General features: G+C 72.0%; 17 protein-coding genes. 4 read left to right on the forward strand and 13 right to left on the reverse strand.

What is annotated here, in order from left to right; translation table 11 throughout:
- Positions 1 to 46: 46 nt before the first annotated feature.
- From rsmH to leuS, 3 genes are all read right to left on the reverse strand, one after another.
- On the reverse strand, positions 47 to 1,084 hold the full coding sequence (gene rsmH, locus ACIBZJ_RS25745; RefSeq protein WP_395933780.1) for a 16S rRNA (cytosine(1402)-N(4))-methyltransferase RsmH: 1,038 nt from the start codon (positions 1,082 to 1,084) through the stop codon (positions 47 to 49).
- Between the two features lie 127 nt (positions 1,085 to 1,211).
- A complete protein-coding gene (gene mraZ / locus ACIBZJ_RS25750; RefSeq protein WP_142707859.1) occupies positions 1,212 to 1,643 on the reverse strand; it encodes a division/cell wall cluster transcriptional repressor MraZ in 432 nt (143 codons plus the stop codon).
- Positions 1,644 to 1,896: 253 nt separating this feature from the next.
- Entirely contained in the window at positions 1,897 to 4,770 is a 2,874-nt protein-coding gene (gene leuS, locus ACIBZJ_RS25755; RefSeq protein WP_395933782.1) for a leucine--tRNA ligase, read from the reverse strand.
- Between the two features lie 353 nt (positions 4,771 to 5,123).
- Here leuS and ACIBZJ_RS25760 point away from each other — a divergent pair, with 353 nt between their 5' ends.
- From ACIBZJ_RS25760 to ACIBZJ_RS25770, 3 genes are read left to right on the forward strand one after another with little or no spacing between them, the layout of a single operon-like run.
- Positions 5,124 to 6,110 carry an AAA family ATPase gene (locus ACIBZJ_RS25760; RefSeq protein WP_395934110.1) on the forward strand — a complete coding sequence of 329 codons (987 nt, stop codon included), beginning with the start codon at positions 5,124 to 5,126 and terminating at the stop codon, positions 6,108 to 6,110.
- Positions 6,110 to 7,438 (forward strand): DUF58 domain-containing protein, encoded by a 1,329-nt coding sequence (locus ACIBZJ_RS25765; RefSeq protein ID WP_395934112.1) that lies wholly within the window; start codon positions 6,110 to 6,112, stop codon positions 7,436 to 7,438. Before ACIBZJ_RS25760 ends, ACIBZJ_RS25765 begins: the two co-directional genes overlap by 1 nt.
- Positions 7,435 to 9,753, forward strand: a complete 2,319-nt coding sequence (locus tag ACIBZJ_RS25770; protein ID WP_395933784.1) for a transglutaminaseTgpA domain-containing protein — start codon at positions 7,435 to 7,437, stop codon at positions 9,751 to 9,753. The genes ACIBZJ_RS25765 and ACIBZJ_RS25770 overlap by 4 nt, the downstream gene beginning before the upstream one ends.
- A gap of 146 nt (positions 9,754 to 9,899) precedes the next feature.
- Here the strand turns inward: ACIBZJ_RS25770 and ACIBZJ_RS25775 are convergent, their stop codons facing one another.
- The 9 genes from ACIBZJ_RS25775 to ACIBZJ_RS25815 all read right to left on the reverse strand — a co-directional run bounded on the left by ACIBZJ_RS25775 (position 9,900) and on the right by ACIBZJ_RS25815 (position 20,654).
- The gene (locus ACIBZJ_RS25775; protein WP_395933786.1) at positions 9,900 to 10,319 is read right to left on the reverse strand and encodes a DUF3040 domain-containing protein; all 420 of its coding nucleotides are present in this window, start codon (positions 10,317 to 10,319) and stop codon (positions 9,900 to 9,902) included.
- 201 nt (positions 10,320 to 10,520) lie between these two features.
- Positions 10,521 to 11,852: a DNA polymerase IV gene (locus ACIBZJ_RS25780; RefSeq protein ID WP_395933788.1), complete on the reverse strand. Its 1,332-nt coding sequence runs from the start codon at positions 11,850 to 11,852 to the stop codon at positions 10,521 to 10,523.
- A 9-nt stretch (positions 11,853 to 11,861) separates the two neighbouring features.
- Positions 11,862 to 13,037 (reverse strand): alkaline phosphatase family protein, encoded by a 1,176-nt coding sequence (locus ACIBZJ_RS25785; RefSeq protein ID WP_395933790.1) that lies wholly within the window; start codon positions 13,035 to 13,037, stop codon positions 11,862 to 11,864.
- A complete protein-coding gene (locus ACIBZJ_RS25790; protein ID WP_395933792.1) occupies positions 13,034 to 13,735 on the reverse strand; it encodes a class I SAM-dependent methyltransferase in 702 nt (233 codons plus the stop codon). The genes ACIBZJ_RS25785 and ACIBZJ_RS25790 overlap by 4 nt, the downstream gene beginning before the upstream one ends.
- Positions 13,736 to 13,765: 30 nt before the next feature.
- Positions 13,766 to 17,044 carry an error-prone DNA polymerase gene (locus tag ACIBZJ_RS25795; RefSeq protein WP_395933794.1) on the reverse strand — a complete coding sequence of 1,093 codons (3,279 nt, stop codon included), beginning with the start codon at positions 17,042 to 17,044 and terminating at the stop codon, positions 13,766 to 13,768.
- Entirely contained in the window at positions 17,044 to 18,594 is a 1,551-nt protein-coding gene (locus ACIBZJ_RS25800; protein ID WP_395933796.1) for a DNA polymerase Y family protein, read from the reverse strand. The genes ACIBZJ_RS25795 and ACIBZJ_RS25800 overlap by 1 nt, the downstream gene beginning before the upstream one ends.
- Entirely contained in the window at positions 18,591 to 19,535 is a 945-nt protein-coding gene (locus ACIBZJ_RS25805; protein WP_395933798.1) for a hypothetical protein, read from the reverse strand. Before ACIBZJ_RS25805 ends, ACIBZJ_RS25800 begins: the two co-directional genes overlap by 4 nt.
- A gap of 125 nt (positions 19,536 to 19,660) precedes the next feature.
- Positions 19,661 to 20,170, reverse strand: a complete 510-nt coding sequence (locus ACIBZJ_RS25810) for an SAV_6107 family HEPN domain-containing protein (protein WP_395933800.1) — start codon at positions 20,168 to 20,170, stop codon at positions 19,661 to 19,663.
- 79 nt (positions 20,171 to 20,249) lie between these two features.
- Positions 20,250 to 20,654 (reverse strand): DUF6504 family protein, encoded by a 405-nt coding sequence (locus ACIBZJ_RS25815; protein ID WP_395933802.1) that lies wholly within the window; start codon positions 20,652 to 20,654, stop codon positions 20,250 to 20,252.
- A gap of 286 nt (positions 20,655 to 20,940) precedes the next feature.
- Here ACIBZJ_RS25815 and ACIBZJ_RS25820 point away from each other — a divergent pair, with 286 nt between their 5' ends.
- Positions 20,941 to 22,278 carry a transaminase gene (locus ACIBZJ_RS25820; protein ID WP_395933804.1) on the forward strand — a complete coding sequence of 446 codons (1,338 nt, stop codon included), beginning with the start codon at positions 20,941 to 20,943 and terminating at the stop codon, positions 22,276 to 22,278.
- Between the two features lie 140 nt (positions 22,279 to 22,418).
- Here ACIBZJ_RS25820 and ACIBZJ_RS25825 read toward each other — a convergent pair whose 3' ends face one another.
- A complete protein-coding gene (locus tag ACIBZJ_RS25825) occupies positions 22,419 to 23,261 on the reverse strand; it encodes a GNAT family N-acetyltransferase (protein ID WP_395933806.1) in 843 nt (280 codons plus the stop codon).
- Between the last annotated feature and the right edge of the window lie 32 nt (positions 23,262 to 23,293).

Here is a 23,293-nt window from a genome sequence, read left to right on the forward strand (position 1 = left end):
CGGACCGCGCCCGGACGCGATCGCACACCGGTACGTGAGCTCGACATCATGTCACCCCGCTCTCAGAAGTTCCCAGCCGTTCCACCGCCCGCAGGCGCACCGACGCCGCGCGGGGGTTCGCTTCGATCTCCTCCGGCCCGGCCACCTCGGCCCCTCGGGTGAGGAGCCGGAACCGTGGCCCGTATTCGGGCAGAACCACCGGCAGCTCCGGGGGTGTGCGGTCTTGCGTCACCGCGGCGAACGCCTGCTTGACCAGGCGGTCTTCCAGCGACTGGTACGACATCACGACGATCCGGCCGCCCGGCCGGACGGCGTCCAGCGCGGCCGGGAGCGCGTCGCGCAACGCGTCGAGTTCGCCGTTGACCTCGATGCGCAGCGCCTGGAACGTGCGCTTGGCCGGGTTGCCGCCGGTGCGCCTGGCCGGCGCCGGAATCGAGTCCCGGACCAGTTCGACGAGCCGGGCGCTGGACGTCAGCGGCGCCTTCTCCCGTTCACGCAGGATCGCCGACGCGATCCGGGGGGCGAACTTCTCCTCGCCGTACGTCCGCAGAACCCGGGTCAGGTCGCCGTGCGAGTACGTGTTGAGCACGTCGGCCGCAGTGATGCCGCGGCTGGTGTCCATCCGCATGTCGAGCGGCGCGTCCCGGGCGTACGAGAAGCCCCGGTCGTCCTCGTCCAGCTGGAGCGACGAGACACCCAGGTCGAAAAGGAACCCGTCAACCGAGTCCACATCGGCCTGAACCAGAGCATCCGGAATCGCGTCATAGATAGCGTGGACGAACCGGACGCGGCCCGCGTCCGCACCCAGACGTTCGGCGGCGCGGCGTAGCGCGTCCGGATCACGATCGATACCGACGACGGTGAGAGAGGGATGCGCGGCGAGCATCGCCGCGGTGTGGCCGCCGAGGCCCAGCGTGCCGTCGACCACGACGGCGCCGGGGCCACTGATCGCCGGGGCGAGCAGCTCGAGGCAGCGGTCGAGCAGGACGGGGCGGTGTATCCGGGAATGGGGAGGAACGTGCGGCTCGGGGGCGGCCCCGGCGTCAACGGAGGCGTGCGGACACGCCTGTTCGTCAGCCGCCATGCCGCCCCCTCGTCGGTGGCCCATGCCGCCAGGTCCCCATCCGCTTCGCGTGGCCTGGCGCCGGGGAAGGTGCGCCAGGAGATTCGCCAAGCGGCTGGAGACCTCACGCCACGGGACGTGAACGTCGTCAGAAGATGCCGGGCAGCACCTCCTCTTCCACCTCTGCGAACGCTTCCTCGGAGTCGGCCAGGTAGGTGTCCCAGGCCTGCCGATCCCAGATTTCGACCCTCGTGCTGGCCCCGATCACCACGCAGTCCCGGTCGAGACCGGCGTACTCGCGGAGGTGAGCGGGGATCGTGATGCGCCCCTGACGGTCAGGAACCTCGTCGTGGGCGCTGGCGAAGAACACCCGGCTGTAGGCCCGGGCTGCCTTGTGCGTCATCGGTGCCGCGCGAAGCTGCTCGGCGACGCGGCTGAACTCGGCCATCGGGAAGACGAAAAGGCATCGTTCCTGCCCCTTCGTCACCACCAAACCTCCTGCCAGCTCGTCACGAAACTTCGCCGGCAGGAATAGCCGACCCTTCTCGTCCAAGCGAGGCGTGTGCGTGCCGAGAAACAACGCACCCACCACCCCTTGGATCGGAGCATCCCAGACGCTCCATCACGCCCCACTGTACTCCACTTCCCCCCACCGTCAACGACTCAAACCTGTAGCTGCCAGATATCGGACCGATGTCTTCGCAGGTCAGCACGGTGGAGCGCAGGTGGAGCGGTTTGGCGGGCGGGAGCAGGTTGGCACACACACGAAGGGCCGGTGCTGCCGATTACTCGGAAACACCGGCCCTATGGGACGGGAGTTGCAGATGTGAAAATCAGACCACGATCGTCACGATTCGACCGGGGACGACGATCAGCTTCCGGGGCTCGGCACCGGCCAGCATCGCGGCGACCTTCGGCTCCGCCAGCGCGGCCGCGCGCACCGCGGCCTCGTCCGCATCGGCCGGCACCGTGATGCGGCCCCGCACCTTGCCGTTGACCTGAACCGGGTACTCGATCTCCGGTGCGGTCAGCAGGCTCTCGTCAGCGGCCGGGAACGAGTGGTAGGTCAGCGTCTCGGCGTGGCCCAGCTTCTCCCACAGCTCCTCGGCCAGGTGCGGTGCGAACGGCGCCACCATCAGCACCATCGGCTCCACCACCTCGCGCGGCGTCGCGCCCTTGCTGCCGTACGCCGACGTCACGTGGTTCGTCAGCTCGATCAGCTTGGAAACCGCGGTGTTCGTGCGCAGCCCCTCCAGGTCGCCCCGGATGCCGTCGATCGTCTGGTGCACGAACCGGCGGGTCTTCTCGTCGGCCGCGTCGTCGGTGACGCGCGTCGCGCCCGACTCCTCGTCGATCACGGTCCGCCACAGCCGCTGCAGGAACCGCATCGAGCCGACGACCGCCCGGGTCTCCCACGGACGCGAGACGTCCAGCGGCCCCATCGACATCTCGTAGACGCGGAACGTGTCGGCCCCGTACTCGGCGCACATGTCGTCCGGGGTCACGACGTTCTTCAGCGACTTGCCCATTTTGCCGTATTCGCGGTTCACCGGCGCGCCCTGCCAGCGGTAGCTGCCGTCCTCCTCCACGACCTCGTCCGCGGCGACGTAGGTGCCACGGGCGTCGGTGTAGGCGTAGGCCTGGATGTAGCCCTGGTTGAACAGCCGGCCGAACGGCTCGGACGAACGCAGGTGCCCCAGGTCGAACAGCACCTTGTGCCAGAAACGGGCGTACAGCAGATGCAGCACCGCGTGCTCGACGCCACCGACGTACAGGTCGACGCCGCCGGCCGGCTTGTCGTCGCGCGGGCCCATCCAGTACTGCTCGTTGGCCGGGCTGACGAACTCGTTCTCGTCCGTCGGGTCCAGGTAGCGCAGCTCGTACCAGCACGAACCCGCCCACTGCGGCATCGTGTTGGTCTCCCGGCGGTACGGCTTCGGGCCGTCACCCAGGTCCAGCGTGACGTTCACCCAGTCCTGCGCGCGGGCCAGCGGGGGCTCGGGGTCGGTGTCGGCGTCGTCCGGATCGAACGTCCGCGGCGAGTAGTCGTCGATCTCCGGCAGTTCGACGGCCAGCATGTTCTCGGGCAGCGCGACCGGCAGGCCGTCGGTGTCGTAGACGATCGGGAACGGCTCGCCCCAGTAGCGCTGACGGCTGAACAGCCAATCGCGCAGCTTGTAGGTGGTCGTCGCCTCGCCGTGGCCGTTCTCGACCAGCCAGCTGATGATCTGCCGTTTCGCGTCGGCCACCCGCAGGCCGTCCAGGAAGCCCGAGTTGATCGCCGGGCCGTCACCGGTGAACGCGTTGCCGTCGAACCCGTCGGTCGGCTGCACGGTCCGGACGATCGGCAGCTCGAAGACCTCGGCGAACTCCCAGTCGCGCTCGTCCTGGCCCGGAACGGCCATGATCGCGCCGGTGCCGTAACCGGTCAGAACATAGTCGGCGACGAACACCGGTACGCGCTCGCTGGTGGCCGGGTTGATCGCGTAGGCGCCGGTGAACACGCCGGTCTTCTTGCGCGCTTCGGCGGACCGCTCGATATCGGACTTCGAGGCGGCCTGCGCCTGGTACGTCGCGACGGCGGTCGACGGATCGTCGGCCCCACCGGTCCAGGAGGCGGGGATGCCGTCGGGCCAGGAGTCCGGGACGATCGCGTTCAGCAGCGGGTGCTCGGGCGCCAGGACCAGGTAGGTCGCGCCGAACACCGTGTCGGGCCGGGTGGTGAAGACGCGGATCGGCTCGGCCGGTGCGCTGTGACGGCCGTTCTGCGGGGCCGTGTCGACGATCCGGAAATCGATGTACGCGCCGGTCGAGCGTCCGATCCAGTTGCGCTGCATGACCTTGATCGACTCCGGCCAGTCGACCTCGTCCAGGTCGTCGGCCAGCCGGTCGGCGTACGCGGTGATCCGCATCTTCCACTGGCGCAGCCGTCGCTTGAAGACCGGGAAGTTGCCGCGGTCGGACCGGCCGTCGGAGGTGACCTCCTCGTTGGCCAGCACCGTGCCCAGGCCGGGGCACCAGTTGACCGGGGCCTCGGACAGGTACGCCAGCCGGTAGCTGTCGATCAGCTTGCGCTGCTCGATGCGGGACAGCTCGGCCCACGGCGCACCGGACGCGACGCGGTGACCGCCGGCGAACTCGGCCTCCAGCTCGGCGATCGGGCGGGCCTTACCGGCCTTCTCGTCGTACCAGGAGTTGTAGATCTGCAGGAAGATCCATTGCGTCCAGCGGTAATAGGAGACGTCGGTGGTGGCCAGCTGCCGCCGGCTGTCGTGCCCGAAGCCCAGCCGCCGCAGCTGCGCGGTGTACCGCTGAATGTTCTCGTTGGTCGTTTTCCGAGGGTGCGTCCCGGTCTGCACCGCGTACTGCTCGGCCGGCAGGCCGAACGCGTCGAAACCCATCGGGTGCAGGACGTTGAAGCCCAGCATCCGGTGGTAACGCGCGAAGACGTCGGTGCCGATGTAGCCCAGCGGGTGACCGACGTGCAGGCCCGCGCCGGAGGGGTACGGGAACATGTCCATCACGTACAGCGGCTTGCCGCCGTCGTTGTGCCAGCCCGGTGTCGGGGCGGCCAGTGGGCCGGACGGATTGGGCGAGTGGAACGTGCCTTCGGCTTCCCACCGGTCCTGCCAGCGCTTCTCGATCGCCGCGGCCAGCGTGGCGGTGTAGCGGTGGGCCGGCGCGTCGGCGGGATTCTGCTCGCTCATCGTGGGGTTCCTCAGGGCTTAAAACTGGATAAAGAACTGCGGGGTCACCAGTTACCGGGTGAACGTCTCAAGACACGAAAAAACCCCTCGCCATGGAGGGGTAGCCGTGCTGATCAGACGTCAGCACGGCCTGGTAAGGAGCACTCCTGCGCTCATCATGCGCGCATCATACCGCTCGCCGGATGTGCCTGACGAACCCGATAACCCTGAGAACATAACTGCATCAACCGGTATGGAAGTGCAGAGCAATTCGGATCGCCTGGCAGTCGTGCGGGATCCTGGAACAATGGCTGCGGGCCATCAGCCTTCAATACACCCCAGGAAGAGGGCAGTCGGTGACGACGCACGGCACACTGGAGAACTACGGACCCCCGGCCGAGCTCGGCGGGGTCCGGGTCGTCGCCGACCGGATCGTCGCCAACGTGGAGCGGGTGATCGAAGGCAAGACCGCGACGATCACGCTGGCGGTCGCTGTTCTCCTGGCCGAGGGCCACCTCCTGATCGAGGACGTGCCCGGCGTCGGCAAGACCAAGCTCGCGAAGGCACTCGCCCGGTCGATCGACGGCTCGGTGCGGCGCATCCAGTTCACGCCCGACCTGCTTCCCTCCGACGTCACCGGTGTCAGCATCTACAACCCGGAGAACCGCTCGTTCGAGTTCAAGCCGGGTCCGGTGTTCGCGAACCTGGTCGTCGGCGACGAGATCAACCGGGCGTCGCCGCACGCCCAGTCCGCGCTGCTGGAGTGCATGGAGGAGCGGCAGGTCACGGTCGACGGCATCACCTACCCGCTGCAGCACCCGTTCATGGTCGTGGCGACGCAGAACCCGACCCAGATGGCCGGTACCTATCCCCTGCCCGAGGCGCAGCGCGACCGGTTCACCGCCCGGCTCGCGATGGGTTACCCCGACCGGCGGGCCGAGCTGGCGATGCTCGACGGGCACGGCGAGGCCGACCCGCTCGACAACCTCCGCCCGGTGTGCGACGGCAACGAGATCCGCATGCTGATCGACGCCGTGCACCGCGTCCACGTGGCCGAGCCGGTGAAGTGGTACGTCATCGATCTGGTCAGCGCGACCCGCAACAACCCCGACCTGCGGCTCGGCGCGAGCCCCCGGGCCAGCCTGCAACTGCTGCGCACGGCCAGGGCCTTCGCGGCGATCGAGGGCCGCGACTACGTTCTTCCCGACGACATCCAGCGGCTCGCCGCACCCGTGCTCACCCACCGCCTGATCCCGACCGAGGAAGCCGTGTTCAACCGGCGGACGGCCGAGGTCATTCTGGCCGATCTCGTCGCGAGGGTCCCGGTACCGGACGCGCGGGGCGGGCGTCGGACCCGGTGATCCGAGCCGCGCTCCGGGGGCTCACCACCCGCGGCCGCAGCTTCCTGGCGGCGGCCGCCGCCGCGACGCTGTCCGCCTTCGTTCTCGGGGAACGCGAGCTGCTCCAAGTGGCCGGGCTGCTGGCCGCGCTGCCGGTACTGGCCGTGATCGCGGTGGCCCGCACCCGCTACCGCCTGTCGTGCACCCGTTCCGTCCACCCGGGCCGCATCGAGGCCGGTACGGCGGCCTCGGTCACGCTCCGGCTGGAGAACCTGTCCCGGGTCCCGACCGGGGTGCTGCTGCTCGAGGAGCAACTGCCGCCCGCGCTCGGTGAGCCGCCGCGGTTCGTCCTCGACCGGCTGTCGAGCCGGCAGTGGAGCAGCGTCGACTATCCGATCCGGGTCGACGTCCGGGGCCGGTACGAGATCGGCCCGCTGACCGTCCGGCTGTCCGACCCGTTCGGCCTCTGCGAGCTGACCCGGTCGTTCACCCGCACCGAACGGATCATCGTCACGCCCCAGGTGGCGCCGCTGGCGCCGATCCCGCTGGACGGCGACCGGTCCGGCAGCTCGCTGAGCCAGCCGCGGTCGACAGCGGCCCGGGGGCAGGACGCGGCGACCACCCGCGAGTACCGGCACGGCGACGACTACCGCCGGGTGCACTGGCGGTCGACGGCCCGCACCGGTGAGCTGATGGTCCGCCGCGAGGAACAGCCCCGCGAATCGACCGGCACGGTGCTGCTCGACGCCCGCTTCGCCGCCCACCGCGGATCCGGGCCCGCGTCCAGCCTGGAATGGGCGGTCAGCGCGGCCGCCAGCATCACGTGCCACCTGCTCCGGGCCGGGTTCGACCTGAACCTGGTCACCGACTCCGGGGTCGACCAGTCGTTGTCGGCCGGAGCCGGTGGCGAGAACCTCGCGCTCGGGCTGCTGGCCGAGGTCGAGCCGAGCCGGATCCAGTCGCTCGGCATGGCGCTCGACCGGTTCCGCCACGAGCGCGACCAGCTGCTCGTCGCGGTCGTGGGCCTGCTGACGCCGGAGGAGTGCACGCGGCTGGCCGCGGCCCGCACCGGTGGCACGTCGATCGCGGTGCTGATCGACTCGACCGCTTGGGCGTCGATGCCGTCCGCGGCGAAGGCCGAGGCCGACCGGCGCTACCAGGAGAACATCGCGCGCCTGTCGGCCGGCGGCTGGCGGGTGATGCCGGCCCGGCCCGGTGCACGGATCAGCAGCCTCTGGGTGCCGTCCGAGCGGGGTTCGGGGCCGCCGTCCTCGTCACCCGGCCTGCACATCCCGCCGGCCCCCGAGTACGAGCCCCGTTCGAACGGGTTCCACGGAGTGTCCCCATGAATCGTCGGACGTACGTATCGGTGGTGGCCGGTGCGGCCACCCTGCTGGCCGCGACCTCGCTCTCCGGGATCTTCGACGGGATGTCGTGGTTCCCGGTCGTGGCCGGCAGCGTCATCGTCGTGACGCTGGCGGGCCTCGGTGCCCGCGCGCTGCGGACGCCGCCCTGGCTGCAGCCGGTGGTCGGCGCCGTCGCCGTCCTGCTCTACACCACGATCGTGTTCGGCCACGACCGCTTCCTCGGCATCGTGCCGACCCCGGCGACGATCACCGGGCTGCGCGCCGACGTCCAGGCCGCGTTCGCGGACATCGCCGAACTGGCCGCCCCGGTGCCGCCGCGGCCGGGAATCCTGCTGCTCACGGTCGCCGGGGTGGGGCTGGTCGCGATCCTCGTCGACCTGCTGGCGTCGGTGCTCGGCCGGGCCGCGCTGGCCGGTCTGCCGCTGCTGGGCCTCTACACGGTGCCGGTGGCGGTCGACCGCGAGGGCATCGGCTGGATTCCGTTCGCGCTGGGTGCGGCCGGGTTCTGCTGGTTGCTGAGCGCCGAGCACGGTACGACGATCCGGCGCTGGGGCCGCCCGTTCCGATCGGGCTCGGCCGCCGAGCCGTCCCGCTCCGGATCGCTGGTCGCCGGGCGGCTCGCGGTCTTCGGGATCGTCCTCGCCGTGCTGCTGCCCGCCGGTGTGCCCGCGCTCTCCGCCGAGGGCCTGCACTCGCTGTTCAACGGAGGGCTGCCGGGCACCGGCAACGGCCGGACCGTCACCGCGATCAACCCGGTCACCGAATTGCGCGGCCAGCTGACCCAGAGCGAACCGGTCGAGTTGCTGCGGATCCGGTCGAGCGACCCCGACCCGTTCTACCTGCGGCTGGCGACGCTGGAGCGGTTCACCGGCAACGGCTGGACGCTGAAGGACATGTCGGCCAAGCCCGAGGCCAGGGTCAGCAACGGCGTGCCGAACGTCTCCGGCATCAGCGGCGGGACGCCGACCCGGTCCCAGAAGACGACAGTGGAGATCCGGGGCCTGTCGCAGTCGCGGTACCTGCCGCTGTACTCGAATCCGACCGCGGTGGCCGCCGACGGCGACTGGCGGTTCGACCGGGGCTCGGAGGCCGTGTTCAGCACGGTCGACACCACCAAGAACATGAAGTACACGTTCGAATCGCGCCGGGTGCTCTACACCGCGCAGATGCTGCGCAGCGCGCCTCCGCCGCCGACCGACGGCTCGATCGTCCGGTACACGCAGCTCGACAACCCCGAGCCGAGCGTCAAGAAGCAGGTCCAGGAACTCGTCGCGGGTAAGTCGAACGAGTACGACCGGGCGGTCGCGCTCAACAACTTCTTCGCGCCCGAGAACGGGTTCGTCTACGACCTGCAGACCCAGGCCGGCACCAGCCAGAGCGACATCGTCAACTTCCTCGACAAGCGGCGCGGCTACTGCGAGCAGTACGCGTCGGCGATGGCGTACATGGCCCGGGTCGCCGGTCTACCGGCCCGGGTGGCGATCGGATTCGGGTACGGGACGCCCCAGGGCAACTACACGACGATCACCAGCCACGATGCCCACGCGTGGGTGGAGGTCTACTTCAGCGGGATCGGCTGGGTGCCCTTCGACCCCACGCCGCCGACCGGTCAGGGCCGCACCGGCGACCTGGCCTGGGTCGACAACAACGTCAGCGACCAGGGCCAGAGCACCGAGCAGACGGCGCCGGACGAGCGGGAGCAGGCCGCCGGTCCGTCCTCGGCCGCGCCGGAGCCGGAGCCGAGCGACGACGCGGCCGCCGCGGCGACCTCGGACGACAAGTCCGCCGGAGACTCCGCGTCGCTGCTGAAGACGATCCGGACGATCCTGGTGTGGGTGCTGGGGGTGCTGATCGTGCTGGCGCTGGCGATCACACCGGCGCTGGTACGGCGGCGGGTGCGGGCCAGGCGGCTCGCGGCGCTGCAGCGTCCGGACGACCCGTCGGCGGCGGCACACGCGGCCTGGGACGAGGTCCTGGACACGCTCGTGGACCTGGACGCGGGCGGCGACAGCGGTGAGACACCCCGAGGGCTCTCGAAGCGGCTCTCCTCGGACGGGCTCGACGGTTCCGCTCAGGGTGCGCTGACGCTGCTCGCGCACGCGGAGGAGCAGGCCCGGTACGCGCCGCGCGTGGCCGCGACGCCGGGCCTGGCCGAGGCGGTGGTGGCCGTACGGGCCGCCCTGCACCAGAAGTCGCCCCGGCGCCGGCGGATCATGGCCGACTGGGCCCCCGCCTCGACGCTCGAGCGGGTCGGCTCCGCGGTGCGTTCCCTCCCGGCGAAAGCCCGCGGCAAGTAGGCAGGCGGGCGGCGCCCGTGGGGTGAGCGAAAACACACTGGCCGCCGCCCGAGGGGCGGCGGCCAGTGTGACGGCACGGTCAGGTGAGACAGGTGCGCTGACCGGACTTCACCCGGTCAGCGCGCGCATCTTTCCTGCTTGCTTGCTCAGCGATCCTCGTCGGCCCGACGACGCCACCGCTCTTCGAGCCGGTCGAGCAGCGACGACCGGTGGCCCCGGTTGCGTCCCCGCGTCTTCGGCGGCTCGCTGCCGACGGCGTGCAACGGTCGTTGATCACCACGACCGGTGTACAGGTAGGACTGCACCCCGAGCACCGCGGCACCGAACATCACCACGAAACCGAGGATGCCCAGCAGCGGCACTCCACCCGGAGCGATCTTGCTGACCAGGCCGAACACCATGATCGCAACACCAACGAGGAACAGCGCGACCGCGAGCGCACCACGCCGGACCGCGCGATGCCGAGGGTCGGTCGAGCGAACTTTGTCCGCGAACTTGGGATCGTCCGCGAGCAAGCCGCGCTCGATCTGCTCGAGCAGCCTTTGCTCGTTCTCAGAGAGCGGCACGGCACTCCTCCCCGCTCTTCAGGGCCACTCCACGGGGGCCGGAGGCCCGGGCATGGGCGACCGCTGTGGAACGGCCGTTGCGGCTATCCGACCATGAGTTTACGAGCGGTCCGCGATGTCGGAAAGACAGACGGCCACGCTGGTAGTCGGGACTCGGACAGGTGTCGGTCACGAGTTGGCGTTCACTACCCCGAAACCCGATCACACCCGTCCGTTTCCTTCCTTGGGGCCCTTATTAGGCCCATTCTGACTTTTTCTTTCCCCGCGTCCGTCCGGACGCATCCTGATCTCTTCAACGTCCGAGCCGCTTCGAGCGTTCGGGCGTACGAGAGCCGCCGGACGAATCGTTCCGCTTCCGAAGCGACGCGCGACGGCATCGACCGCACGATCGGCTTCGGCCCACCCCCGATCGGGCTCGTCGAGCGTCGGCTGACGGGCCACCGCGGCGGCTGGGCCCAGGCCCTCGACCCGGACGCCGACAAGACGAATCGGCATCGTGGTCGACAATCCAACATACAAGCGTCGCGCTATGTCGTAGATCTCCTGGGTGCCGTCGGTGGGCGACTGGAGCGTGCGGGAGCGGTTGACGGTGGAGAAGTCGGCGAACCGCACCTTGATCACGACCGTTCTCCCCGCCTGCCCGGTCGACCGCAGCCGGGCCGCGGTCTTTTCCGACAGCCGAAGTAGTTCCCGGTTGATCAAATCCGAATCCGATTGGTCTTCGTCGAACGTCTCTTCGGCGCCGATCGACTTGTCGGGGGTGCCGACGACCACGCGCCTCGGGTCTCGCCCCCAGGCCAGCGCATGCAGGTGGGCCGCCTGCGCCTCCCCGACCGAGCGGCGCAGCACCGCAGGCGGGAGCTGGGCCAGATCGCCCACCGTGCGCAGCCCGAGCCGGTCGAGCTGCTCGGCCGTGCGGTCACCGACACCCCAGAGCGCGCCCACCGGCAACGGGTGCAGGTACTCGAGCACGCCGTCGGCCGGGACGACGGCCAGCCCGTCGGGCTTGCAGCGGGTGGACGCCAGCTTGGCCACGAACTTCGTGGACGCGACCCCGACCGAACACGTCATCTGCTGCTCGTCGGCGACCCGCCGGCGGATCTGCCTGCCGATCTCGGCCGGCGAGCCGAGCAGACGCTGGGCCCCTTTGACGTCGAGGAACGCCTCGTCCAGGCTGAGCGGCTCGACCAGCGGGGTGACGTCGCGGAAGATGGCCATCACGGCGGCCGAGGCCTCACCGTAGGCACCGTGCTCGGGCTGGATGTAGATCGCCTGCGGGCACAGCCGCCGGGCCCGGGCCGTCGGCATCGCGCTGCGGACGCCGAACGCGCGGGCCTCGTAGCTCGCGGACGAGACGACCCCACGCGGGCCGGTGCCACCCACCACGACCGGACGCCCGCGCAGCGACGGGTCTCGCCGCACCTCGACCGAGACGAAGAACGCATCCATGTCGACGTGCAGAATCGTGCACCCGGTGTCGTCACCGAGTTCGCCGCCCGGCCCACTTCGCGGCAACGACTGGCTCCGGCCCATGGTCAGAGCCTAGGCGGCCCCACCGACAGATTGCCCGGCCCGCGCGAGAAGGAGTGGAACGTGAAGATCTTCGGCGGCCAGCGAGCCGTGTAGTCCCACCAGGCGGGACTCGCGGGGCTCCAGCTCGGTGGCGATCAGCGCCGACCCCGGCCTCGCCGCCACCACGACGTCGCCGATCCGCCCCAGGAGCTCGGGCCGCACGACCGGCCCGAACCACCCGGCCTCGATCGCCTGCTCCCGCGAGAGCACCCAGGCCGCGTCGCCCAGGACCGACGTCCAGGCGGCCAGCACGTCGTCCCCGGCACCGGGCTCGGTGTAGACGTGCCGGGCCCGCGCCTCGCCACCGAGCAGCGCCACGCCCTCCCCCAGCGCCGGAACCGCGTCGAGATCGACCCGGCCGGGCCCGGGGGGATCGCTCATCCCGTGGTCGCCGGTCACGACGAGCACCGCGTCCGGCGGCAGCGCGCCGGCCAGACGCTCGACCAGCCGGTCGGCGATCGCGAGCTCGTGCCGCCAGGCCGCCGACTCCGACCCGTACACGTGCCCGGCATGGTCCACCCCGGCGTAGTACGCGATCGTCAGCGAACGCGGCTCCTGGGCCACGGCGGCGGCAGCCGTGGCGACGAGCGGCCCGGCACCGTCGGCCGGGCGGTACTCCGCGCCGCGCCAGACCGCCCGGGTCAGCGGAGAGTTCGAGAACGCCGCCGGGCCGGCGTGGAACACCGGCAGCCCGGCGGCCACCGCCCGCTCGGGCACGGTCGGCAGCGGCTGCCAGCGCTCCGGCACCGCCGTCCGGTCCCACCGCAGCAGGTTGAGCAGCACACCGCGCTCGGGGTCGCGCACCTGGTAGCCGAACATCCCGTGCTCGCCCGGCGGCAGGCCGGTGCCGAAGCTGGCCATGCTGGTCGCGGTCGTCGACGGGAACCCCACGGTGAGCGGCGGCGCCCCGTCGAGCGACGCCAGGAAGGGGGCGTCGGACGCGTGCGCCGCCAGCAGCCCCGAGCCCAGCCCGTCCAGGATCAGGACGCAGATCCGGTCGGCGGCCGGCAGCCGGAGCGTGTCGTCCGTGTCGTCCGTGCCCTTCGTGGCGTCCGGAAGCTTCGCACCGAGCGCGCGCACGACGGCGGGCAACAGGTCCGCGGCCGATCGGCGGCCGTAGGCAGGCGGCTCCGGAAGGGCCGTCACCGGCGGGCCAGCACGTGCAGCTGGGTGGCGATGTCGCGGTACGGCGGACGCTCGGCCATCGCGAGCTCGAGCGCGGTGAGCGCCTCGGCCGCACCGGGCTCGACGTCGGCGACGGCGCCGGGGACGAGGTCGGCCAGCACCCGCACGCCGTGCGCGCGTTCGGGCACGAGACCGGCCTTGGAGATCAGCGCGGACACCGCCTCCAGGTCGTAACGGCGCGGGTCGAGTTCACCGTCGAGCGAATCGCGCGCCGCCCCGAAATGCCCGGCCAGCGCCCGGGCCAGCACGGCGGCGACCCGGTTGGCGACCAGGATGCTGGCGCAGCCGCCCGGCTTCAGCGCACCGGCGACCGCGGCGAGCGTGCGCCCGGGGTCGTCGACGACCTCCAGGACGCTGTGGCAGAGCACGACGTCGGCGGTGCCGGGTTCGAGCAGCCCGGGCAGGTCGTCGGCGTCACCCTGGTGGGCGGTGATGCGGTCGGAGACGCCTCGCTCGGCGGCCCGGCGGGCGAGCGCGGCCAGCGCGTCGGGGCTCGGGTCGACCACCGTGACGGTGTGACCGGCCTGTGCGAGCGGCACCGCGAACCCGCCGGTGCCACCGCCGGCGTCCACGACGTGCGCCGGTCCGCGGCGGTCGAGTTCCGCGTCGAGTACGGCCCAGACCACGGCGTTGCGCGGGCTGCGGGGCACTGGTCCCACCTCTCGTCGTGACGTCTGGACCGAAGCCTATTACCGGAAGTTGCGCGAAGTGCTGGCCACCCGGAGCGGGAGCGGCTCCATCATCTCGGCGGTCACTCCGATCACGCCTTCGACGTTCTGCAGGCGCCCCCGGATCAGCAGCGCCGCCGAGCCCCGGGCGACCCGCCGGTACCGGGCCCAGAAACCCTCGGTGCAGACGACGTTGAGCATGCCGGTCTCGTCCTCGAGGTTCACGAACGTGACGCCCCCGGCGGTGGCGGGCCGCTGCCGGTGCGTGACCACGCCGCCGACCAGCACCCGGGTGCCGTCCGCGACCTCGCGGAGGGCCGAGATCGGCAGCGCGCCGCGGGCGTCCAGCTGATCGCGGACGAACTGCGTCGGGTAGCTGTCGGGCGAGACGCCGGTGGCCCAGACGTCGGCGACCGCTTCCTCCACCTCCGACATCCCCGGCAGCATCGGGGCCTGGACCCCGACCACGACCCCGGCCAGCCGGTCGGGACGCCCTTGCGCGACCGCGCCCGCCGCCCACAGCGCGGCGCGCCGGGAGAGCCCGAACCCGTCGAACGCCCCCGCCGTGGCCAGCGCCTCGACCTGCGCGGTGGTGAGCGCGATCCGCTGGGTCAGGTTCGTCATGTCGGTGAACGGGCCGTTCTCGTCCCGCTCGGCGACGAGGCGCCCGGCCAGGTCGTCGCCGATCGTCCGCACCGAGGCCAGGCCCATGCGGACGGCGTGGCTCAGCCGCGGTTCCGAGCCGGACGACGGCCACTCCGACATAGTGGGCAAATCTAGACTTTCCAGCGTGGCTTGTTCAAGGCTCGCATTGAGATCCGGCCCTCGCACCGTGACGCCGTGACGCCGGGCGTCGGCGACCAGCGACTGCGGCGAGTAGAACCCCATCGGCTGCGACGCGAGCAGCGCGGCGCAGAACGCGGCCGGGAAGTACCGCTTGAACCAGGAGCTGTAGAGCACCAGCGCGGCGAAGCTCACCGAGTGGCTCTCCGGGAAACCGAAGTTCGCGAACGCGGCGAGCTGGGCGAAGATCTGGTCGGCCAGCTCGCCGGTGATGCCGTTCGCGGCCATCCCGTCGTAGAACCGGGCCTTCAGCGCGGCCATCTTCTCCGGTGACCGCTTCGAGCCGACCGCCCGGCGCAGCTGGTCGGACTCGGATGCGCTGAACCCGGCGACGTCGACCGCCATCTGCATCAACTGCTCCTGGAACAGCGGGACTCCGAGCGTCTTGTGCAGGGCGTTCTCCAGCAGTGGGTGCGCGTACCGGGGCTTCTCCAGGCCGTTGCGCCGGCGGATGTACGGGTGCACCGAGCCGCCCTGGATCGGGCCGGGCCGGATCAGCGCGACTTCGACGACCAGGTCGTAGAACTCCCGCGGCCGCAGCCGGGGCAGCGTCGCCATCTGGGCCCGGCTCTCGACCTGGAACACCCCGACCGAGTCGGCCTCGCAGAGCATCGTGTAGACCGCGTCGTCGTCGAGCGGGATCTTGTGCAGGTCGACGGTGAGGCCGTGGTGGTCGCGGACCAGATCGACGCAGTGGTGCAGCGCGGTCAGCATGCCCAGCCCCAGCAGGTCGAACTTGACCAGCCCGGCGATCGCGCAGTCGTCCTTGTCCCACTGCAGGACCGTGCGGTTCTCCATCCGGGCCCACTCCACCGGGCAGACCTCGGTCACCGGCCGGTCGCAGAGCACCATGCCACCGGAGTGGATGCCCAGGTGCCGGGGGAAGTTCAGCAGTTGCTCGGCCATCTCGGTGACGTGCTCCGGGATCTCGGCGTCGCCGATCTTGCCCCAGTGCTCCAGCTGCTTGCTCCAGGCGTCCTGCTGGCCGGGCGAGAAGCCGAACGCCTTGGCGACGTCCCGGATCGCGGATTTCGGCCGGTAGCTGATCACGTTCGCGACCTGCGCCGCCCGGCGGCGTCCGTAGGTGTCGTAGACGTGCTGGATGACCAGCTCGCGGCGGCCGGACTCGATGTCGAGGTCGATGTCGGGCGGACCGTCGCGCTCCGGGGCCAGGAACCGTTCGAACAGCAACCCGTACTGGACCGCGTCCACGTTCGTGATGCCGAGCGCGTAACAGACCGCCGAGTTCGCCGCCGAGCCCCGGCCCTGGCAGAGGATGTCGTTCTGTTTGCACCAGGTGGTGATCGACTCGACGATCAGGAAGTAGCCGGGGAAGCCCAGGCGCTCGATCACCTCCAGCTCGTGGTCGATCTGGGCGTAGGCGTGCGGGTGCTGCTCGCGGGTGCCGTACCGGTCGGCGGCGCCCTTCGCGGTCAGGTGACGGAGCCAGCTCATCTCGGTGTGACCGGGCCCGACCTCGCAGTCGGGCAGCTTCGGGGCGATCAGCGTCAGGTCGAACGCGCACTCGGCCGCTATCGCCGCGGCGTTCGCCACCGCGCCCGGGTAGCGCGCGAATTTCTGTGACATCTCCTCACCCGACCGCAGGTGGGCGGTGGCCGCAGCGGGGAGCCAGCCCTCGATCTCGTCCAGGCTGCGCCGGGCCCGGACGGCCGCGAGGGCGGTGGCGAGCTTGCGCCGCGACGGGGTCGCGTAGTGGACGTTGTTCGTCGCGACGGTCCGCAGTCCGTGGTCGGCGGCCAGTTCGGCGAGCAGGTCGTTGCGCTCGGAGTCCAGCGGATCGCCGTGGTCGGTCAGCTCGACGACGACGTTGTCCCGGCCGAAGCGGGTCATGAGGTCCGTGAGGGCTTCGGACGGGTCTGCGGCTTTCCGGACGGATCCTTTCCGGCAGCCGGTCAGGATCAGCCAGTGTCCGTCGGCCGCCTCGGCCAGCTCGTCGAGGTCGTAGACCGGCCGTCCCTTCTCCTTCCCGCGCAGCTGCGCTTCGCTGATCGCCGAGCAGAGGCGGTGGTAACCCGCGGGGTCGCGGGCCAGCACCAGCAGATGGTCACCCTCCGGGTCGGGGACGCCGTTCTGCGGGCCTCCGAGGCCCAGGCTCAGCTCGGCCCCGAACACGGTGGCCAGACCGTGGGCCGCGGCCGCCTCGGCGAACCGGACGACGCCGTACATGCCGTCGTGGTCGGTGAGCGCGAGTCCGGTCAGCCCGAGCCGCACCGCCTCCTCGACCAGCTCCTCGGGGTGGCTGGCGCCGTCGAGGAAGCTGAAGTTCGAGTGGCAGTGCAGTTCGGCGTAGGGGGTGGTCACTTCGTGCCGGATCGGGCCGGCTTTGTAGGTCTCCCGTTTGCGGGACCAGGCGGGGGCGTCGCCGCCGTCCGGGATCTCCCCGGAGAGCGCGCGCTCCAGCGTCTTCCACGGCAGCACCGGGTTGTCGAAGCCCATCAGTCGTAGACCCCCGCTAGTTGCCAGCTTCCGGCCTCGAGTGCCAGGAGGAACGCCGAGGGCTCGGCGCCGTCGAGAACGACCTGCATCCAGGCGCGCCGCCGGGCCTGGACCGGGCTCCACCAGCGTTCGTCGGACGGCCAGGGGCCGGCCCAGGCCACCACGTTCCGGTCCGGGCCGGAACCGAGGCTCACCCGCGCGGGCAGACCGGTGAGAAAAGTCCGGCCGGTGACGCCGACCGGCTCGCCGTCGGTCCCGAGGACGCTGACCGGCGGGGAGTCGGGGGGCACCGTGGCCGGAGCCGGCGGGGGGAGTAGCCCCGGCCACGGTGGTTCGGGGGGCAGCGACGGCTCGCGGGCGTCGCGCCAGGCGACGTACCGGACCCGGCTCTCCGGGTCACGGCCGCCGCCGAGGACCGGCGTCACCACGGCTTCCGGGCCGAGCAGGCCCTGGACCCGGGTCAGCGCCCGGTGCGCCCGCTCGTCGTCGGCGCCGGTGTCGCCCCAGAGCCCGAGCTGGGCGCCGCCGTGCTCGACGACGTCTTCGGGGGCCAGCCGGACGAGAGTGACGCCCGCGGTCGGGCGGTCTTCCCGGGAGCGGCCGGTCAGCCAGCCGTCGAGCTGCCAGCGCACCCGGTCGGCGATGTCGGCGACCGTGAGGACGCCGTCGTGCCGCCAGGTGCGGCTGAGCTCCTCGCCGTTCTCGGTGGCCGCCTCGATCACCAGGCGCGTGCAGGCCAGGCCGTAGCCGGCGAGCCGTTCGGCGAACTCCTCGGCCAGCGTCCTGGCGACGAACGCGACCGTGTCGACGCGTTCGGCCGGCGGGTCGATCTCCCGGCTGGCCGAGAGGTCGACCGGGGGCAGACGAGCCACCAGCGGGCGGGGCTCCAGCCCGCGGGCGAGCCGGTGCGCGGCGGCGCCGTCGGGGCCGAAGCGCGACAGCACGTCCTGCGCCGGGAGCGCGGCGAACGCTCCCACCGTCCGGACGCCCAGCCGCCGCATCAGGCTGACGAGGTCGGGCCGGTCGACGACCGCGAGGTCGAGCGGGGCGAGGAATGCCGGGCTCTCACCGGCCGGGACGATCCCGCCGTGGCGGGCCGCGAGCCCGGCCGCGAACACCCCCTCGGCGATACCGACGAGCACCTCGACGCCGGTGCGGGCGGCGATCTCGTCGACGACGCGTTCGGCGACCGCGGTCTCGGAGCCGAAGTAGCGGGCCGGGCCCCGGACGCGGAACGCGCACAGCCCGGGCCGGATGATCTCGACGCCCGGCGCCAGCTCCTCCACCGCGGCGACCACCGGCTCGAACGCACGGGCGTCCCGGTCGGGGTCGGCGTCGAGCAGTACGAGCTCGGGGCAGAGCGACTGGGCTTCCCGTCGGCGCAGCCCCCGGCGGACGCCGTCCGCGCGGGCCACCTCGGAGCAGGCCACGACCCGGTTCGCGGACAGCACCGCGACCGGAAGGTGCAACGACACGTCCGCGGCCTGTGCCGCCGCCACCACCGGCCAGTCCGGACACCAGACCGCCGCCACCCGCGCCACCGCGCTCATCCCGCCTCCGGTGCCGCGGCCGCGGCCGGACGCTGCCGACCGGCCGAGCCGGCCGAGCCGGCCGAGTCAGCCGAGCCGGCCGAGTCAGCCGAGCCGACTGAGCCGGTAGCGGGATCGGCCTCGCCGGCCGGAACCAGGGACGGCAGGATCGGCCGGATCCGCACCGCAGGCGACCGCTCCCCGAGCCCCGCAGGCGCGGAACGCCCAACCACCGCAGGCGCGGAACGCCCAACCGCCGCGGGCCCGGAGCGCCCAACCGCCGGGGGTGCGGGCCGGAGTGCGGGGCGGGCGGGATCCGTGAACGGGGCGATGCCTCCGCCGACGGCGGGGAGGAGGACCGTCGCCTCGCGCGGGCGCGCCGCGCTCCCCCGGCCCTCGGCCACGACCACGACCCGGCGCTGGCGGAGCCGCCCGTCTCCCCGGCCGGCACCCTGCCAAACCGCGTCGGTGAGCGTGAGCCGCAGCTCGGCCGACGGCCAGGAACCCACCCCCACCAGCACCGCGCCACGCTGCCGGGTCCGCGCGGCCAGGCGCCGGACCTCGGCGAGCCCGAGCGCCGCCGGGTTTCCCACCACCACGAGGTCGAACCCGTCGAGCAGCGCACCGACCACCCCGGCGGTGTCGGGCCCCGGATCACGCACCAGCGCGAGCCGCTCGACCGGCACACCCGCCTCGGCCGCCGCCACCACCCCGAACGCAGGCAGCCCGACGACCGCACACCAGGAACCGGCCGCCGACGCCTCCGCGAGCAGCGCGATCAGCAGGCTCGTCGACCCGGCGACCGCGACCGCGGAACCGCGCCGCAGCCCGCCCGCCGGAAACAGCGACGCCAACGCCGCCGGGACCGGCAACAGATCGGTGACCTGGTGCTTCTCGCTCAGCGTGGTCGCGGCCCTGACCTTCTCGGCCAGCGCCGCCCGCGCCGCACCCGTCGCGCTCACCCCACCCACCCGACCGCGCCGGCCGGGCGCGCCCAGGCACCTCTCCCCCGTTGCGCATCCATCGCGCCACGCCCCCCTGCTCTCTTCGCCCTGAACTCGCCCGGAACCGACGAAAACAGTGCGGGTCAGCCGGCCCGGGGAGCGTGAGCGGGTAGCTCGGCCGGGAGGCCGAGCGTCGTCTCGATCAGCGTGCAGAACCGCTCCGCGTCCCGGAGCAGATCGTCGGCCTCACGGGCCGTCACCGCCCGGGGCAGCCCCGCCTCCGCGGCGGCCCGCTTCACCGCGGCCGTCGCGAAGAACGCCGCCCACTCCCCCAGCTCCGGCGCGACCTGGGTGAGCAGCACCCAGACGCTGGCCGGCCGCGACCGCGGCCGCCGGACGCCCGGCGGCAGCGGACGGGCACGGACCGCGAGCACCGCCGCGGCGGCCCGCAGCGCGGCCAGGTGCGCGGTGGCGTAGCGGGGACCGGCGGCCCGGGTCACCGCCGCCTCTCCCAGCCCGTGCCGGGCCAGCGCCAGCAGCTCCCGTGGAGAGCGGTGCGGCAGCGCCGAGGCCGGGATCGCGACCGGTGTCCCACGAGACGTGTCTCCGACGGCCGTGGACGGCCGGAGGGAGACGGGGATGGGGTAAGTCATCGTCCCGCCCCCGGAGTGAGCATCGCAGCGAGCGCTAGCGAGTGGGGAGCGGAGCGAAGGAACAGGGCGGGACACAAAATCACAGGTCCTCCTCGAGGATGTCGATCCGGGTGACGCTCCAGCGCCCGACCGTCCAGTCGAAGCGCAGGTCGAAGACTCCGGCGAGCGCGGGAGCCGGCTGCAATGCCGACGGGCTCGCCCGGACCCGCCAGACCTCGTGGTCGGGCGGGCGGGTCGCATCGGGTGGCGGTTCGGAGAGCTCGGACGGCGGCTCGGCCGCACGAGCGGCCCGGCGCGCCTCCAACTCGTCCACCACGGGCGGGGAAGGCGGGGTTTCGGGGCGCACGGAGGACCCGGATCCCGAGGAGTACCGGATGCGGTGATGGATCAGAACCTCCCGCACCCGGTGGATCTGACCGTTCCAGCGGAACTCCACCGGGGCGTCCGCGCCACCACCGCGCCGGACCTCGGTCTCCTCGGCCACCGTTTCCCCTCCACGCCGCTCTGCCGGGAGCCCGGACGGACACCCGGCGCCGCCCGAAGGGGAAGGGAGCGGCACCGCCGGCCCGGGCAAGGCGCTTCCCCTCGCCTTACCCGAGCCGGCAGCAGCCTTCACCGCCGGTAAGTAGGGTCGGACCACCGGCGGCGAAGGGACCCGGAGTGGGTCGCGACACCCGCTCCGGAGTGTTCGAACTAGTGTTCGAACATGTTCTACAGTAACCCCGCCCTGCCCCGGGTGCAACGCCGACACCGCACGGCAAACTGTTCGGATGAACACCCGTCTGCACGAACTTCTCGGCCGCGAGCGCGCGCGTTACGCCGAGCAGCACCCTCGCTCGGCGTCCGCATTCAAGAACGCGAAGCATCTCTTCGGCCGCACGCCGATGACCTGGATGGCCAAGCAGGCCGGCGGGTTCCCGCTCTACCTCGCGACCGCGCGCGGAGCGCGGGTCACCGACCTGGACGGGCACACGTTCATCGACCTCTGCCTGGGTGACACCGGCGCGATGGCCGGGCACTCCCCCGCCCCGGTCGTCGAGGCCGTGCAGCACCGGCTCAAGGACCTCGGCGGCGCCACCGCGATGCTCCCGACCGAGGACGCGGCCTGGGTCGGCGAGGAGCTCACCCGCCGGTTCGCCCTCCCGCAGTGGAGCCTGGCGCTGACCGCCACCGACGCCAACCGCTGGGCGATCCGGCTGGCCCGCGCCATCACCGGCAGACCGAAGATCCTGGTCAACAGCTACTGCTACCACGGCAGCGTCGACGAGTCGCTGATCGTGGTCGGCCCGGACGGGACGGCGGAAATCCGCGAGGGCAACGTGGGTGCGCCGGTCGACACCCGGGTCACCAGCCGGGTCGCGGAGTACAACGACCTCGAGGGCCTCGCGGCCGAACTCGCACACGGCGACGTGGCCGCGGTGCTGATGGAGCCGGCCCTGACGAACATCGGCATCGTGCTGCCGGAGGCGGGCTACCTGGAAGGGGTCCGGCGGCTCACCCGTGAGCACGGCGTGCTGCTCATCAACGACGAGACCCACACGTTCTCGGCCGGCCCCGGTGGCGCCACCCGGGCCTGGGGCCTGGAGCCGGACGTCGTGACGATCGGCAAGGCCATCGGCGGAGGCGTGCCGGTCGGCGCCTACGGACTGTCGGCCGAGGTGAGCGAACGGATCGAGGCGAGGACGGACCTCGACCTCATCGACATGGGCGGCGTCGGCGGCACCCTGGCCGGGAACGCGCTGAGCGTCGCCGCCACCCGGGCGACGCTCGAACACGTCCTCACCGACGAGGCGTTCGAGAAGATGACCGGGCTCGGTAAGTACCTGGCCGAGGGCACTCGGAACGCGATCAAGAGCCAGCCCTGGTCGGTCTCCCAGGTCGGTGCCCGGGCCGAGTTCCGGTTCGCCGACCCGGCGCCGCGCACCGGTGGTGAGTCACACGCCGCCGAGAACGCCGAGCTCGACGACTACCTGCACGTCTACGCCGCGAACCGGGGCATCCTGCTCACGCCGTTCCACAACATGGCCCTGGTCTGCCCGGACACCACCCGAGCCGACGTCGACGCCCACCTCCAGGTCCTAGACGCGGCCGTCGCCGAGCTAGCGTGAAAAGACGTCACGAAGCGAGTCCCGGCTCTGACCCGGAGCCCACCCAGAACGACGCCGACAGTCGAGCGCGCCGACGCCGTGGCCCAGCGGATTCCGCCCGGCGCAGCCGGCTCTGACCTGGAGCCCTGGGCGAGCCGCCCTCAAAACAAAACGGTTGAGAAGGTGCCCACTTGGACGAAGCCGCAGCGGTCGTAGACCTTGCGGGCGGCGTGGTTGAAGTCGTTGACGTACAGGCTGACGATCGGCGCGACCGTCCGGAGGGTGTCGGCGACCACCGCGGCCATCGCCGCGGTGGCCACGCCGGTGCCGCGCCGGTCGGGGTGCACCCAGACGCCCTGCACCTGCGCGACCCGCGAGCTCACCGCGCCCAGCTCGGCCTTGAAGACGACCTGACCGTTCTCCATCCGGACGTACGAGCGCCCGGCGCGCACCAGTTCGGCGACCCGGGCGCGGTACGCCACCCCGCCGTCCCACTCGACCGGCGAGACCCCGATCTCCTCGGTGTACATCGCGATGCAGGCCGGCAGCAGCGCGTCGAAATCACGCATGTCGGCCCGCCGCACCCACGGGTCGGGCGTCACGCCGGGCAGCACGGAGGTGGCCAGCAGCGGCTGCGCCGCCCGGATCTCGCGCGGCGGCCCCCAGTCTCGCGCCAGGTCGTCCCAGAGCGGCAGCACGGCCTTGTCGGGCCCGACGATCGACGAACAGACCCGCCCCTGCTCCCGGGCCACGTCGGCGAACGCCCGCACGGCGCTCGGCTCGGTGGAGAGCGGTACCAGGTTCGCGCCCGAGTAGCAGAGCCCGCAGATCTCGCCGTCGAGCGTGTAGCCCCAGAGCTGGGCGCCCAGGCGCCAGCGCGAGATGCCGTGCGTCCCCACCCGGGCGGCGACGAACACGCTGGACACCGGATCGGCGTCCAGCAACGCCTCGACGTCGACGCGGTCGGCGTCCCGCAGGACCCGCACCGGCCGGGTCGTCAGCACGACCGACTCCGCCCGTGTTCGGAACTCACGAC

The organism is Cryptosporangium sp. NPDC051539 (assembly GCF_044454545.1).
Lineage (GTDB): Bacteria > Actinomycetota > Actinomycetes > Mycobacteriales > Cryptosporangiaceae > Cryptosporangium.